At 64.6% G+C, this 15,274-nt stretch carries 8 protein-coding genes; 6 read left to right on the top strand and 2 right to left on the bottom strand.

Going from position 1 to position 15,274, the window contains the following annotated elements; all coding sequences use genetic code 11:
* Positions 1-39: 39 nt before the first annotated feature.
* On the bottom strand, positions 40-378 hold the full coding sequence (locus tag MSB02_RS07720; RefSeq protein ID WP_267194659.1) for a P-II family nitrogen regulator: 339 nt from the start codon (positions 376-378) through the stop codon (positions 40-42).
* A gap of 25 nt (positions 379-403) precedes the next feature.
* On the bottom strand, positions 404-1,705 hold the full coding sequence (locus tag MSB02_RS07715; protein ID WP_267194658.1) for an ammonium transporter: 1,302 nt from the start codon (positions 1,703-1,705) through the stop codon (positions 404-406).
* A 301-nt stretch (positions 1,706-2,006) separates the two neighbouring features.
* On the opposite strand from MSB02_RS07715, the gene uvrA reads away from it, so the two are divergent.
* From uvrA to MSB02_RS07685, 6 genes are all read left to right on the top strand, one after another.
* Positions 2,007-4,853 carry an excinuclease ABC subunit UvrA gene (gene uvrA, locus MSB02_RS07710; protein WP_267194657.1) on the top strand — a complete coding sequence of 949 codons (2,847 nt, stop codon included), beginning with the start codon at positions 2,007-2,009 and terminating at the stop codon, positions 4,851-4,853.
* A gap of 209 nt (positions 4,854-5,062) precedes the next feature.
* The gene (locus tag MSB02_RS07705) at positions 5,063-9,214 is read left to right on the top strand and encodes a cell wall-binding repeat-containing protein (RefSeq protein WP_267194656.1); all 4,152 of its coding nucleotides are present in this window, start codon (positions 5,063-5,065) and stop codon (positions 9,212-9,214) included.
* A gap of 114 nt (positions 9,215-9,328) precedes the next feature.
* Positions 9,329-11,182, top strand: a complete 1,854-nt coding sequence (uvrC, locus tag MSB02_RS07700; protein ID WP_267194655.1) for an excinuclease ABC subunit UvrC — start codon at positions 9,329-9,331, stop codon at positions 11,180-11,182.
* Between the two features lie 402 nt (positions 11,183-11,584).
* Complete coding sequence (locus MSB02_RS07695) at positions 11,585-13,918, top strand: DGQHR domain-containing protein (RefSeq protein ID WP_267194654.1); 2,334 nt, start codon at positions 11,585-11,587, stop codon at positions 13,916-13,918.
* On the top strand, positions 13,915-14,784 hold the full coding sequence (locus MSB02_RS07690; protein ID WP_267194653.1) for a DNA adenine methylase: 870 nt from the start codon (positions 13,915-13,917) through the stop codon (positions 14,782-14,784). Before MSB02_RS07695 ends, MSB02_RS07690 begins: the two co-directional genes overlap by 4 nt.
* Positions 14,785-14,862: 78 nt before the next feature.
* Positions 14,863-15,207: a hypothetical protein gene (locus MSB02_RS07685; RefSeq protein WP_267194652.1), complete on the top strand. Its 345-nt coding sequence runs from the start codon at positions 14,863-14,865 to the stop codon at positions 15,205-15,207.
* Positions 15,208-15,274 lie beyond the last annotated feature (67 nt).

Here is a 15,274-nt window from a genome sequence, read left to right as displayed (position 1 = left end):
GCCGGCATCCCTGTCGCCCGTGGTGTTGCGCACATCGTCTCAGAGCGCGTCCGGGCCACGCTCACCGGTACGGATGCGGACCGCGCCCTCGCAGTCGTAGGTGAAGACCTTGCCGTCGCCGATCTTGCCACTGCGCGCAGCGTTGATGATGGCGTCCTCCACCTTCGCGGCGAGTTCGTCGTCCACCACGACCTCGACCTTGACCTTAGGTACGAAGTCCACGGTGTACTCGGCCCCGCGGTAGATCTCGGTGTGTCCCTTCTGGCGCCCGAACCCCTTCACTTCGTACGCGGTGAGACCCACCACGCCAAGTTCGTGCAGCGCCTCCTTCACGTCGTCCAGGCGATGCGGCTTGATGACCGCTTCGATCTTCTTCATCGGTGCCACTCCTCTCGCGTGATGCTCACGCAACGGTCTCGGTCTGGACGAAGTCGGGGTACGCCCGGTTGCCATGCTCGCCGATATCCAGGCCCTCGAGCTCCTCTTCCTCACTCACGCGTACGCCCATGGTGGCCTTGATCGCCAGCCACGCCGCCAGCGAGAGGGCGAAGACGAACGCTCCTACCGCTACTATCCCCAGCGCCTGGCTGCCGAGCAGGTCGAGTCCGCCGCCGAAGAACAGGCCGTTGCCGGTGGTGCCCGGGGCGATGGCGTCCTGCGCGAACAAGCCCACGGCCAGTGTGCCGAAGATGCCACCCATACCGTGCACGGCCAGCGCGCCCACGGGATCGTCGAGGTGCAGCTTGTCCAGCAGGAGCACACCGAACACGATGATCGCGCCGGCGATCGCGCCGATCAGGAGCGAGCTGCCCACGCTCACGAACGCGCAACCCGCCGTGATGCCTACCAGGCCGCCAAGCGCGCCGTTGATCGTCATGCCAAGGTCCGGTTTGCCGAGGACCACCCACGCCACCGCCGTGGCGGTGAGCGCGCCCGCTGCGGCTGCCATGCTCGTGGTCACCAGGATGTGCGAGATCGAACCGGGATCGGCCGCCATGGTCGAGCCGGGATTGAAGCCGAACCAGCCGAGCCACAGGATGAACGCGCCGGTCATCGCGGAGGTCATGTTGTGACCGGGGATGGGCCGCACGCTTCCGTCCTTGGCGTACTTGCCGATGCGCGGACCGAGAACGAGCACACCCGCGAGCGCAGCCCAGGCGCCTGTGGAGTGCACCACGGTGGAGCCGGCGAAGTCCCAGAACCCGAGTTCGGCAAGCCAGCCGCCGCCCCAGATCCAGTGACCCACCACGGGGTACACGAACGCCACCAGGAGCGCGGAGAAGACGATGAACGACCCGTACTTGATGCGCTCGGCCACGGCTCCGGAGACGATCGTAGCCGCCGTGGCGGCAAAGGCCAGCTGGAAGAAGAACTTGGCCATGAGCGGCACGCCGGTCCAACTGATGGCCGAGTACACGCCGGTGTAGGCGTCGCCCACTGCGGGGCTGTTGTCTGCGCCGCCGAGCATGAAGAGCCCTTTGAGGCCCAGCAGCCCGTTGCCGTCGCCGAACATCAACCCCCAGCCTATGACGTAGAACGCGATCGACGCGATCGCGAACACCACGAAGTTCTTGGAGATGATGTTCACGGTGTTCTTCGCCCGCGCGAATCCCGACTCCACGAGTCCGAACCCAAGGTTCATGAAGAACACCAGCATCCCTGCGAGGAGTACCCACAGGGTGTCCAGTGTCACCTGCACGTCCATGCGCTTCCTTCCTTCCGGTCGCCTCACGATCGCCCCGCGTACCTGGCACGGGTATGTCATGCATCCACGGTGGACGCGGTGTGTTTCAGCGGTGTGACGCCACCGTGAAGGTCCTGCGACAAGGGCGTGTCTCCACGCAGGACGCCGGACCCCGGCACGCGGTGCGAAAGCAGCGCGCGACGGAACGGGTGCGGTGCCGAGGCGAGTCGCTGCGGACCGGGTGCGGGGCTGGTGAGGGCGGGGTAGAATAGGGGTTTGCAGAGAAACCCCTCGCATCTTGCATACCGAAAGGCCGACCCGCATGTCTCTCGACCACATCTCCATCCGAGGCGCCCGCGAGCACAACCTCAAGGGTTTCGACCTCGAGATCCCCCGTGACCAGCTCGTGGTGATAACGGGCCTTTCGGGCTCGGGCAAGAGCTCGCTCGCGTTCGACACCATCTACGCCGAGGGGCAGCGGCGGTACGTGGAGTCGCTCTCGGCCTATGCGCGGCAGTTCCTCGGCCAGATGGACAAACCCGACGTGGACCACATCGAAGGTCTCTCCCCCGCGGTGGCGATCGACCAGAAGACCACGAGCAAGAACCCGCGGTCGACCGTGGGCACCGTCACCGAGATCTACGACTACCTCCGGCTGCTCTTCGCGCGGGTGGGCGTTCCGCACTGCCCGATATGCGGCCGCCGCATCGAGCGGCAGACGCCGGAGCAGATCGTGGACGCGATCCTCGAGATGGCCGAGGGCGCCAGGTTCCAGGTGCTCGCGCCGGTGGTGAAGGGGCGCAAGGGCGAGTACGGCAAGCTGTTCAGCGAGCTCAAGGCCGAGGGATTCACCCGCGTGCGGGTGGATGGCGAGGTCCGTATGCTCGACGAGGAGATCGTCCTCGACAAGAAGTACAAGCACACGATCGACGTGGTCCTCGACCGGCTCGTGATGAAGGACGGCATCCGGACGCGTCTCGCCGAGAGCGTGGAGATGGCGCTCCGGCTAGCGGGCGGCACCGTGATGATCGACGTGGTGGACGGCGAGGAGCACGAGTTCTCGCAGGCGCTGGCATGTCCGGAGCACGGGTTCTCGATGGACGAGCTTGCGCCGCGCGACTTCTCCTTCAACTCGCCCTATGGCGCCTGCCCCGAGTGCCTCGGCATCGGCAGCAGGCTTGAGGCCGACCCCGACCTTGTGGTCCCTGACCGCTCGCTCTCCATCGCCGAGGGCGCGATCAAGCCCTACTCGGGCAACCTCAACTACTACCCGCAGTTGGTGGAGGCCGCCGCCAAACACCTGGGTGTGAGCATCGACGCGCCCTGGAGCGACCTGCCCGAGGAGGCGCGGCACAAGCTGCTGCACGGGTTCGGTGACGAGAAGATCCGGCTCGACTACGTGACCCGGGACGGCCGCGAGACGTACTGGTTCACGAAGTACGAGGGCGCGCTCGCCAGCGTGATGCGCCGCCACGAGGAGACCGAGAGCGACGCCAGCAAGGAGAAGCTTGAGGAGTACATGGCCGTGATCCCGTGCGCCTCGTGCGGCGGCGCGCGTCTCAAGCCCGAGATCCTCGCGGTGGCGTTCGGCGGCAAGAGCATCAACGAGGTGACGATGCTCTCGGCGAAGGACTCGCTCGAGTTCTTCGAGGGCGTCGAGCTCTCCGAGCGCGATGAGGCGATCGGCCGCCGCATCATCAAGGAGATCGTGGAGCGGCTGCGCTTCCTCGTCGAGGTGGGGCTCGACTACCTCACCCTCGAGCGCGCTACGGCCACGCTCTCGGGCGGGGAGGCGCAGCGCATCAGGCTCGCCACGCAGATCGGCAGCGGTCTCGTGGGCGTGCTCTACATACTCGACGAGCCCTCCATCGGCCTGCATCAGCGCGACAACGCCCGGTTGATCGCGGCGCTCGAGCGACTGCGCGACCTCGGCAACACCGTGATCGTGGTGGAACACGACGAGGAGACCATCCGCTCGGCGGACTTCGTTGTGGACATGGGGCCGGGCGCCGGCGAGCACGGCGGGGAGCTCGTGTGCGTGGGCGAGCCGGAGAAGATGCTGCACTGCGCCGAATCGCTGACGGGGCGGTACATGTCGGGCGAACTGAGCATCCCCGTACCCGCCGAGCGCCGGGAGGCCGAGCGCGGTCACATCACGGTGGAGGGCGCGCGCCAGAACAACCTGCAGTCGGTGGACGTGGCGATCCCTCTCGGCTCGCTCACCGTGGTCACCGGCGTCTCGGGTTCCGGCAAGAGCTCGCTCGTGACCGACACGCTGGCGCCGGCGCTCTCGAACCACATCTACCGGACGCGCCACCGCACCGGGAAGCACGACCGCATCCAGGGGCTCTCCGACGTGGACAAGGTGATCGTGATCGACCAGAGCCCGATCGGCAGGACGCCGAGGAGCAATCCCGCCACCTACACGGGCGTGTGGGACGACATCCGGGCGCTGCTGGCGTCCACCAACGAGTCGAAGGCCCGCGGTTACGCGCCCGGGCGGTTCAGCTTCAACGTGCGTGGCGGCCGCTGCGAGGCGTGCAAAGGCGACGGGCAGATCAAGATCGAGATGCACTTCCTGCCCGACGTCTACGTGCCGTGCGAGGTGTGCAAGGGCGCCCGATACAACCGGGAGACGCTGCAGGTCACATACAAGGGCAAGAACGTGGCCGACATCCTCGACATGTCGGTCGAGGAAGCGGTCTCGTTCTTCGAGAACATCCCCAAGATCCGTCGCAAGTTCCAGACGCTTTACGATGTAGGCCTCGGCTACGTGCGGCTCGGCCAGCCCGCCACCACCCTCTCCGGCGGCGAGGCGCAGCGCGTGAAGCTCGCGAGCGAGCTGCAGCGCGTATCGACCGGCAAGACGTTCTACATCCTCGACGAGCCCACCACGGGCCTCCACTTCGACGACGTGCGCCAGCTTCTGAACGTGCTGCAGCGCCTGGTGGACGCCGGCAACACGGTCCTAGTGATCGAGCACAACCTCGACGTGATCAAGAGCGCCGACTGGATCGTGGACCTCGGCCCCGAGGGGGGCGATCGCGGCGGACATGTGGTGGTGGCCGGCACGCCGGAGGACGTGGTGGCATGTGACGGATCGCATACTGGCCGGTTCCTGAAGCCGGTGCTGGAGGGGCACGGCGCGAGCGTTACGGCGGGTGCGTGACGGAGCGGCTGTCGGCTTCGGATAGAGAATCACGGTGTGGCTGACGGACGGCACGAATCCGCAGACGAACGCAAGATACACCGCGCAGTGTGACCACCGTCACTTATCGTGACTACCCGGTACACGTAGGATGACCGGTAGGGTATCGGACGCCCACACTCCTTGTTGCAGCCGCGTCCGCCGGTTCCGTTGCGACAAGGGGGATTCTCATGCGTCGTATCGTCCGATCGTCAAGGGCGGGTAGGCGAGCGCTTCGATCGCTCCCGCTGGTGCTTCTGGCGGCAGCGCTCGTTCTGCCATCCACGGTGTACGGCTTCACCGAGCCGGTGCCGCTGGAGATCGAGAAGATCACAAAGGGCGCCGAGGATATGCCTCCCGCAGCGGACGGCTACTCCCAGGAAGCGGCGATGACGCCTGACGGGCGCTACATCGCGTTCGCTTCCGACGCATGGAATCTGGTGGAGGGTGACACCAATCGGACGACCGATGTGTTCGTGTTGGACACGACCACAGGGGTCACCGAGCGTGTGAGCCTTTCCAGCGATGGGCTTGAGGGATCGGATTCGAGCTATGAGCCGTCGATCAGCGACGATGGACGGTACGTCGCGTTCCGCTCGTACTCTGACGACCTCGTGACCGGTGACGTCAACTACACGTCGGACGTGTTCGTGCACGATCGCGACACCGGCGTGACCGAGCTGGTGAGCGTCAGCAGCGCTGGGGTGCAGGCCAACGGCTACTGCTACACCCCGGCGATCAGCGGCGACGGGCGCCATGTGGCGTTCGTATCGACTTCACAGGGTCTTGCGCCCGGAGATGACGCCCTGTGGTATGAGAAGGTCTACGCGCATGATCGCGAGACCGGGGACACGGTCCTGGTGAGTGTCAACCCCTCCGGGTTCGGCAGCAACAGCAGTTCCCATGAGCCCTCCATGAGCTACGATGGCCGCTTCGTGGCGTTCCGTTCCTATGCGAGCGACCTGGTCCCCATGGACACCAACGGACAGTCCGATGTGTTCGTGCGCGACATGGTGGCGGGTGTCACACAGCGCGTGAGCATCTTCTCTGGCGGCGTCGAGGCGAACTCCTACTCCTGGTACCCGGATATCAGCTCCGACGGCCGGTGGGTGGCGTTCACTTCCCAGGCGAGCAACCTGGTGGCATCAGACACCAACTATGGCGCCGACATCTTCGTGCACGACCGCATGAGCGGTGCCACCGAGCTGGTGAGCGTTTCGAGCGCCGGGCTCCAGGGGATAGGGACATCCTACTATCCCAGCATCAGCAATGATGGCCGCTTCGTCTCGTTCGGGTCGTACGCAGCGTTCGTTGGCGACGACACGAACGGTACCGAGGACATCTACCTTCGGGACAGGCAGCTCGGGACCACCGTGAGGGTGAGCGTTGCCGAGGATGGGGGAGACCCCGACTACTGGTCGAACGAGGCCCGCGTGTCCGACGATGGTGACAGGGTGGCGTTCATGTCGGTCGCCTCGAACCTGGTCGCCGACGATTGGGCCGGACACCCTGACGTCTTCTACCGTGACATCAGCGCGGGCACCACGACGCTGGTGAGTGTGGGTGGCGTCATCACCGAGCCCATGGATGACTCGCGGTTCTCGCGGATCAGCGCCGACGGCCGCTATGTCGTGTTCCAGACGTGGGCGCCCAACCTGGTGCTTGGTGACGACAATGACGAGACCGATGTCTTCGTCCACGACCGTGAGACTGGCGAACTCGAGATGGTGAGCGTCTCCAGCGACGGCGTCCAGGGCGATGGATGCTCCAGCCATCCGTCGATCAGCGCTGATGGCAGGTACGTCGCCTTCCAGTCGCGCGCCAGCAATCTGGTGGAGGACGACACGAACGGATATGCCGACGTGTTCGTCCACGACCGGGAGACCGGTGTCACGGAGCGCGTGAGCATGAGCACCGATGGCGTGCAGACGGGCGACTGTTCCTCGTGGCCGTACATCAGCGCCGACGGCAACGCGGTGGTCTTCCGCTCGGAGTGGGATATCGCTTCGGAGGACACCAACGGGTACGTGGACATCTACGTGCACTACCGTGACACGGGTGTCACCGAGCTCGTGACCGTCAACACCGCGGGCGTAGCCGGGGATGATAGCGCCCACTGGCCGTCGCCTAACCAGGACGGCACGATCATCGCGTTCCGTTCCGAGGCGTCGGACCTCGTGGAGGACGATACCAATGGCAACGCGGACATCTTCGTGCGTGACATGACCGCAGGTGTCACCGAGCGCGTGAGCGTGAGCACGCTCGGCACGGAGGCGGACGACTGCTCGCGGTGGCCGTCGATAACCGCTGACGGTCGTTACGTCGCATTCCAGTCGGGCGCGCGCAACCTGCTCGACGACGCGCCGGAGGAGTGGAACGACGGGGACATCTTCGTCCGCGATCGCGAAGAGGGCACCACGATCCGCATCACGAACGCCGATCCCGATGCGGCCCCGATCGATGTGAAACTCATCATCGAGGATCCGGAAGCATCGAACGAGGCCAACGGCTGCTCGGCCAATCCTGCCATCAGTGCCGATGGCGCGTATGTCGTGTATTCCTCGGAGGCGTCCAACCTTGTTGCTGACGACGCCAACGGCACGACGGACGTCTTCGCGTACGAGATGGCGACCGGTGAGACCGCCCGGGTGGCTGCCGTGTACGGCTCGGAGGGCTCGGGCCCGCTGAAGGTGGCCGCCCGTCGCGAGCCGGCCAAGCCCTCTATCAGCGCCGACGGGACGTACGTGGCCTTCTGCTCCAACGCAGGCGATCTCATACGTGGCGTGACGGTCAACAGCTGGGTCGACCAGGTCTACGTCGCCAAGGTGACCGAGCGGAACTCGGCGCCGCAGATCGAGCCGATCGGCAACCGTATCATCGCCGAAGGCAAGAAGTTCGCATTCACGGCCTCGGCCATCGACACGGAGTCGCAGGTCGTGACGTTCACGCTCGACCCCTCGGCGCCCGAGGGCGCCGCGATCACGCCTGACGGCGAGTTCGCGTGGACGCCCACCGAGGCTCAGGGTCCGCGTACCTACGAACTCACGGTCACCGCGAGCGACGGCGTTCTCACGAGCAGCGAGTCGTTCATCCTGCGCGTGGTGGAGGTCAACGTACCGCCGGTGCTCGCTCCCATCGGGGCGAAGTCGGTGGACGAGGGCTCCGAGCTCACCTTCACGGCGACCGCTACGGACAGCGACCTGCCGGCGCAGATGGTGACGTTCAGTCTGGGCGACGACGTCCCCGAGGGCGCTACGATCACACCGGGTGGCGTGTTCAGCTGGACGCCAACGGAGGAACAGGGTCCGGCGGTCCATGCGGTCACGGTGATCGCATCCGACGGCGTGGCCACCGACAGCGAGGTCGTGTTCGTGAACGTGGGCGCCGTTGACGTGATGGTCACCCCCGTCCAGGGCGATGACCGTGTGGGTACGGCGATCGAGGTCTCCAGGCAGGCGTTCCCCGACGGCGCCGTGTACGCGCTGGTCGCCACGGCGTTCGACTGGCCGGACGCGATCTGCGGCAGCGGGCTTGCGGGTGCGCTCGACGCACCGATCCTGCTCACCGCCCCGGACCAGCTCCCGGATGCCGTGAAGGCCGAGATCGAACGCCTCGGCGCGACCGATATCATCGTCCTCGGCGGTACGAGCGTCGTATCCGATGCGGTACGTGGCCAGCTGGCAGCGCTGCCCGGCGTGGAGTCGGTGGAGCGCATCGCGGGCGGCAATCGTTACGAGACCGCCGACGCCGTGGTGGCGCGCACGCTGAGCGAGTTGGGCGCGGCGTGGGATGGCACCGCGCTGGTGAGCACAGGCGCCGCGTTCCCGGACGCGCTCGGCGCTTCACCGCTCGCGGCAGGCAAGGGCTGGCCGCTCTACCTGGTGCAGCCGGATGCAGCAACGCATGCGGCTCGTGCGGCGGCGCTCGAGGCTGACGGCGTGACCAACGCGGTCATCCTCGGCGGGACCGGCGTGGTGCCGGCATCCTTCGAGTCGGCTCTGGCGGACGTGATCGGCGCAAACGCTGTGGACCGGATCGCCGGCGGCAACCGCTACGAGACAGCGGCCCTGGTGGCCGAGTACGGCGTGTCGCAGGCGGGCCTCGGCTGGGATGGCGTGGCTTTCGCCACCGGCGAGAACTTCCCCGATGCGCTTGCAGGCGGCGTGCTGCAGGGCAGGGCAGGCAGCGTCATGCTGCTCACGCCCTCCGACACGCTCGCACCGAGTGCCCGCGCAGCGCTGATCGCGCACGGCAGCTCCATCAGCGAGGTCCGCTTCTTCGGCGGGACCTCCGCGGTGAGCACGAGCGTACGGCTCGAGGTGGCGAACCTGCTGGCCGAGTAGCGCAAGAGAGGACATAGCTGCATAACGCGGGCCCCCGGCTGGATACCACCGGCCGGGGGCCTGTTCGCGCGGTGGGGCATCACACGGGGGCGTGCGAACGCTATCCTGTGGAGCATGGACACAACCCCGGACATCCAGGCACAGCTCGGCCACGTGCCCGACGCACCCGGCGTCTACCTGTGGAAGCAGGCCGGCGAGGTCCTCTACGTGGGCAAGGCGAAGTCGCTCCGCAAGCGGATGAGGCAGTACACGGGCGGGCACGACGACCGGGCGATGGTGCCGCGGATGATGGCGCGCGTGGACTCGTTCGACTACGTGACCACCACCACCGAGGCCGAGTCGATGATCCTCGAGGCCAACCTCATCAAGGAGCTCCGGCCGCCGTACAACGTGGACTTCAAGGACGACAAGAGCTTCCCGTTCATCGCGCTCACGCTCTCGGACCCGTTCCCCGCGATCAAGTACACGCGCGAGAAGCACAAGCCGGGAACGCGCTACTTCGGCCCGTACACCGACGCCCGGGCGGCGCGCGAGACGATGGAGGTCGTGCGGCGTGTCTACCCCGTGTGCCGCGCAACCTGCGTGGAGTGGAAGCGCCTGACCGCGCGCAGTGGTGAGCCCACCGGCACCGCGTGCTTCGACTACCACGTGGGCAAGGGCCCCGGGCCGTGCGTGGGCGCGATCACGCAGGCCGAGTATCGCGAGCGGATCGACAAGATCGCCGCGTTCCTCGAGGGGCGGCAGCGGGAGGTGGCCGACGAGCTCGAACGGGCGATGCGCGTGGCGGCCGCCGATCTCGACTACGAGCGAGCGGCGCGGCTCCGCAACTCGCTCGACGCCGTGCGCGCCTCGCTCGAGCGGCAGCGCGTGGTCTCGGATCGTCCTCTCGACCTCGACGTCATCGGCCTCGAGCGCGAGGAGACGATCACCGGCGCAACCGTGCTCCTGGTGCGGGAAGGCCGGATCGTGGGCGCCAACGAGTTCACGCTCGACAAAGGACTCGACGCGGGGGAGGCGGAGTTGATCGAGGGCTTCCTCCTCCGCTACTACGGCACCGCGTCGTACGTACCGCGCGAGGTGGTGGTGCCTGCGCTGCCCGAGGAGCCGCAGGCGGCCGAGGCATGGCTGCGCGGCCTGCGCGGCACCAACGTACGGTTGCTCGTGCCCCAGCGGGGCGACAAGCGGTCGCTCCTGGATCTCGCGTCCACGAACGCGCGCCACTCGCTCACACGCTACAAGCACCGCACCCGCTACGACGAGGAGCGGCTCAACCGTGCGTTGCTGGAGCTCGAGAGCGCGCTCGCGCTCCCGGCGCCGCCGCTGCGCATCGAGTGCTACGACATCTCCACGCTCCACGGGCGTCACTCGGTGGGCTCGATGGTGGTCTTCACCGGCGGACGTGCCGACAAGGCGGCGTACCGGCGCTTCAAGGTGCGGTTGCCTGCCGAGGAAGCCAACGACGTCGCCATGATGGCCGAGGTGTTGCGGCGCAGGTTCGCACGCGAAGGTGCGGGGGACACGCGGTTCGCCCGGCAACGGCCCGACCTGCTTCTCATCGACGGCGGCAAGCCGCAACTCAACGCCGTGCGGGCGGTGCTCGACGAGCTCGGCATGAGCCACGTGCCGTTGGCTTCACTCGCCAAGCGCGAGGAGGAGCTGTGGCGGCCCGGCTGGGACGAGCCGGTGGTGCTGCCGAGCGGCTCACCGTCGCTCTATCTCGTGAAGCGGGTGCGTGACGAGGCGCACCGCTTCGCGGTCGAATACCACCGCGAGCTGCGTGGCAAGGCGATGACCGCGTCCGTGCTCGACGAGATCCCCGGCGTGGGTCCCAAGCGCAAGAAGGCGCTCCTCAAGCACTTCGGCGGCATCCGCAAGCTGCGCGCCGCGACTGCCGAGGAGATCGCGGCCGTGCCCGGCGTGACGCGCGATGTGGCCGAGGCGGTTGCCGAGGCGCTCCAGGGGGAGTAGGGGGCGGGCGGCTGGTTGACCACCCCGCACCGACACTCACGTCTTCCAGGGGAACACGAGCCAGACGGTGAACAGCAGCAGGCTTGCCACCAGCACCAGGTTGTCGTTGTCACGTTGGAGACTCAGAGGTCGAACAGTATCCTCAGGGTACGGTCGGGCTCGGGTGAGGGCACGGGGCTTATGCAGACTGCAAGAAGCGGAAGTCGATCCGCAATTCGCGGTGGCGGGGTGGCTGAGTTGGTGGTATCCCTGACTACGTAAGTCTTGTTGGCGCAGACGTACAGTCTGCTGAATAGCGGGTTAGCCAGGGTCTGGCGACCGAACGCACGACTCCTGTCAGATGATTGCGGTATCTTGAATCGATGGGAGAACCACCGGCCACCTGTCCAGACGGGGGATTCAATGGATCGACAGGAATGGTTGAAGCCTCTGCTCACTGACGCATCGGCTCTCAAGCGCGAGGCGGCCAAGAGGCGCAAGCCGTTCAAGGAGGTCTCAGTTGCCAAGAGCGACGCGGCAGAGTACATCGACCAGGGATGGGTGGTCGTTCGAGAGCTGAAGCGCAAGACCGTACTGCGGCGCGAATGGCCGCACGAAGAGCGACTCGAGAATCGAACTTGGTTGCTCTTCTACCTACTCGGATATCCCGAGGTGAGCTCCGGCAGGAACTTCAAGATTAGGATCGAGCGCAAAGGTGCCGATCCGCTCTGGAAGCAGATTGACGTGTTCGCGAAGGACGATGAGACCGTCATCGTCGCTGAATGCAAGTCCTGCGACCAGGTCACACGCAGGAGCCTACAGAAGGACATCGAGGAGTTCTCTAGCCTCAGGGGTCCAATCGCGGACGCCATCAGGAAGCACTATGGACGGGACCCCAAGCTCAGGATCATATGGCTCTTCGTGACGAGCAACATAGTGTGGTCCAAGCCAGACAGAGAACGTGCTGCAGGTGCGCGAATCAACATCGTCACGGAACGCGAGCTGCGCTATTACCTGCAAATCGCCGATCACCTGAAGTCCGCCGCGAGGTATCAGTTCCTCGCGGAGTTCCTAAAGGACCAGCGGATCCCAGCTATGGATGGTGTACGCGTTCCAGCTGTCAGGGGGAAGTTGGGGGGGCGTACGTTCTATTCATTTGTGTCGACGCCTCGGCAGATGCTCAAGATTGCATTCGTCAATCACAGGTCTCTCAATGACCCCGAAGGCGCTCCGACCTACCAGCGGCTTGTGAGCCGCACGCGCCTCAGGCAGATATCGAAGTTCCTCCAAGAGGGGGGTTACTTCCCCACAAACATCCTCGTGAACTTCCGGCAGAGGTGCCGCTTTGAACAGATGGCTAGTGACGACGAAACGGGCGTGGCGTTCGGCCACCTGTACCTACCCAGCAAGTACCGCTCTGCGTGGGTTATCGATGGGCAGCATCGGCTCTACGGCTATGCACCGCTGTCTGACCGCGAGCTGGCACAGAACATAATGGTGGTCGCCTTTGAGAACCTGGACCAGACCCAAGAGGCGAACCTCTTCGTGACTATCAATCACGAGCAGAAGTCTGTTCCCAGGACCCTGCTGGATGATCTGGAAGGCGAGCTTAAGTGGGGATCTGATCGCCCAGCTGAGCGGATCGGCGCGATCAGTGCACGGCTGATTGGTCTAATGAACGGTGACATCGGTGAGGCACTGTACGGCCGGGTGACGCAACAGGGCATCCCCGCAACAGAGAAGACCTGTCTGACAGTCCCAGAGCTCAAGACCGGACTCCGGCGCTCTGGACTGGTCGGGTCGTCGATCCTGAAGGGCAAGGAGTACTCTCCCGGGCCCTTGAGCGACACTGCTGACTCCGACACGCTTGACCGTGCCCGACAGGTCCTGAATGGATACCTCGACCAAATCGCCGCCTCGAACCGTGGCCTATGGGAGATGGGGCGCCAAGGCCTTCTCTGCACCAACACCGCGATGCAGGCACACTTCCAGCTGTTGGCATCTGTTATCGCCCACATGGAGAAGGCGACGGGTCTAGCGGCGCGCGAACTCGAGCCCCTGGAGCTACTGGCTGAGATCGAGGACTACATAGACCCGATCACGAGCTGGCTCCAAGGGGCATCCCAAGCGGACATGGTAGCGAACTTCAAGGTCCCGTTTGGATCGGGTGGGCCTCCTGAGTACTACTACCGCCTATGTCACATGATCCAACAGTCCTACCCAGATTTCGAGCCCGATGGGCTAGCTAAGTGGGTCGAGTCGCGCTCCGAGGAACGTATCGCTGAGGCAGACCGTCAGATCAAGGAACTGAATATCCTGGTCCAGAAGTTCATCTTCGACAGGTTCAAGGAAGTTTACGGACCCGAGGGCTCCGCCTACTGGGATCAAGGGGTCACGGACAAGGAGATTCGCGCGCGAGCGTACAAGAAGTCGCTCGATGATGAGGGCGATGACCGCCTTCCACTCGAGCACTACTTGGACTTCATCGAGTACAAGAAGATCATCGAGACGCGCAATCATTGGCCCCTGTTCAAGGGCGTGTTCGACATACCAGAGCCGGGGCAAAAGGGGCTCTCGAAGAACCTCAAGTGGATGGAGCGAATCAACGAGCTTCGACGCATTCCAGCTCACCCGACCGATCAGCGAAGCTACAAGGTCGAGGACTTCGACTACCTCGACTATATGTACGGCGAGCTAACGGCACGAATTGCCGCATTTGAGAATGGTGACGGCGACAACGTCGTGTCATTGTCGTGAAACCGTTTCTTAACTGGGCCGGGGGCAAGCGATGGCTGGTTGCCAATCACGCCGATTTGCTTCGAGTGTCACACGATAGACTCGTGGAGCCCTTTGTTGGTAGCGGTGCGGTCTTCTTTCACCTTGAACCATCTGCGGCGCTGCTGTCGGACGCCAATCCGCGATTGATTGAAGCGTATACCGCGGTTCGGGATGAACCGGAGCGAGTCCTCGACCTACTCAAGGTTCACCGGCGCAAGCACAGCACTGAGTACTATTACCACGTCAGAGATCAGCGCTTCCGTACGCCTGCCACCCGTGCTGCGCAGCTGATCTACCTCAATCGAACGTGCTTCAATGGCCTGTATCGAGTGAATCTCCAGGGACGCTTCAACGTACCCAAAGGATCCAAGGATGCCGTCATCCTCCCCGGTGACGATTTCGTGGCGTGGAGTCAGGCCCTGTCTGGTTCGGAACTGAGGGCATGCGATTTCCAGCAGACGATTGATGATGCCGTTGAGGGCGATTTTCTTTACGTAGATCCGCCCTATACGGTGAAGCACAACATGGACAACTTCGTGAAGTACAACGAGCACATCTTCTCGTGGTCGGATCAGGTGCGACTGAGGGACGCGTTGGTTGCTGCATCTCGTCGCGGCGTTGCAGTTGTTGTCTCGAACGCAGATCATCCGTCGATTCGGGAACTCTATGGCGATGGAAGCTGGCAGTTGCATCCGGTGTCCAGACACAGCCGACTGGCAGCCTCATCTGATCATCGCAAGCGGACAACCGAACTCCTGATTCTGAATGGGGCTGTGGCCACTCAAGGGCAACCGCACGCTCAGTATGATGAGGTCGATGTCGGCGCAACACGCAGACCTGGCTAACCCGGAGATCGAGCGGACTCACCTCGTTCGTCGCTCATCTCCAAGAGCGTTAGACGGCCTCGAGCTAGGAGACCAAGCATGAAGGCCCGGTACTCGTATCTGCTGCTGTTCCTAGTACCGAGCGCGATGATCGCATTTCTTGTGATGGCCTTCACCGTTGGCGCCGGAGCAGGCGCGTTGTGGATATTCGTGTACGGTGATAGCCCGTGGCCAGAATCCTCAAGGACACTGTTGGCGGTGTTCGGAGCCGTCGTCTTCATCGCCACACTGGCCATGCTGCTCGTCGCCAGTTTCCGCTATGGCAAGCGACGCGAGGGTTTCAAGGGGCTCTCCAAAGGGCACGCTATCACGGCAGTTGGCATCTCCGTCCTCATCCCACTCCTGATCCTTCTTCGTCTGTGGAGTGGATGGCATCTGGGCTAGACGCCGAGCGGGGTAATCACCGAGCTGCTTCTGGTGAGTTCGTCCGATGGGACTACGTCACGGTGAG

Origin of the sequence: Anaerosoma tenue (assembly GCF_023161965.1) — a bacterium.
GTDB classification, from domain to species: domain Bacteria; phylum Actinomycetota; class Coriobacteriia; order Anaerosomatales; family Anaerosomataceae; genus Anaerosoma; species Anaerosoma tenue.
This window is presented reverse-complemented; position numbering and strand designations above follow the sequence as displayed.

Excerpts from the sequence above, each read along its gene's own strand:
- MSB02_RS07720 (WP_267194659.1), bottom strand. The coding sequence starts at position 378 with ATGAAGAAGATCGAAGCGGTCATCAAGCCGCATCGCCTGGACGACGTG.
- MSB02_RS07715 (WP_267194658.1), bottom strand. The coding sequence starts at position 1,705 with ATGGACGTGCAGGTGACACTGGACACCCTGTGGGTACTCCTCGCAGGG.
- uvrA (WP_267194657.1), top strand. The coding sequence starts at position 2,007 with ATGTCTCTCGACCACATCTCCATCCGAGGCGCCCGCGAGCACAACCTC.
- MSB02_RS07705 (WP_267194656.1), top strand. The coding sequence starts at position 5,063 with ATGCGTCGTATCGTCCGATCGTCAAGGGCGGGTAGGCGAGCGCTTCGA.
- uvrC (WP_267194655.1), top strand. The coding sequence starts at position 9,329 with ATGGACACAACCCCGGACATCCAGGCACAGCTCGGCCACGTGCCCGAC.
- MSB02_RS07695 (WP_267194654.1), top strand. The coding sequence starts at position 11,585 with ATGGATCGACAGGAATGGTTGAAGCCTCTGCTCACTGACGCATCGGCT.
- MSB02_RS07685 (WP_267194652.1), top strand. The coding sequence starts at position 14,863 with ATGAAGGCCCGGTACTCGTATCTGCTGCTGTTCCTAGTACCGAGCGCG.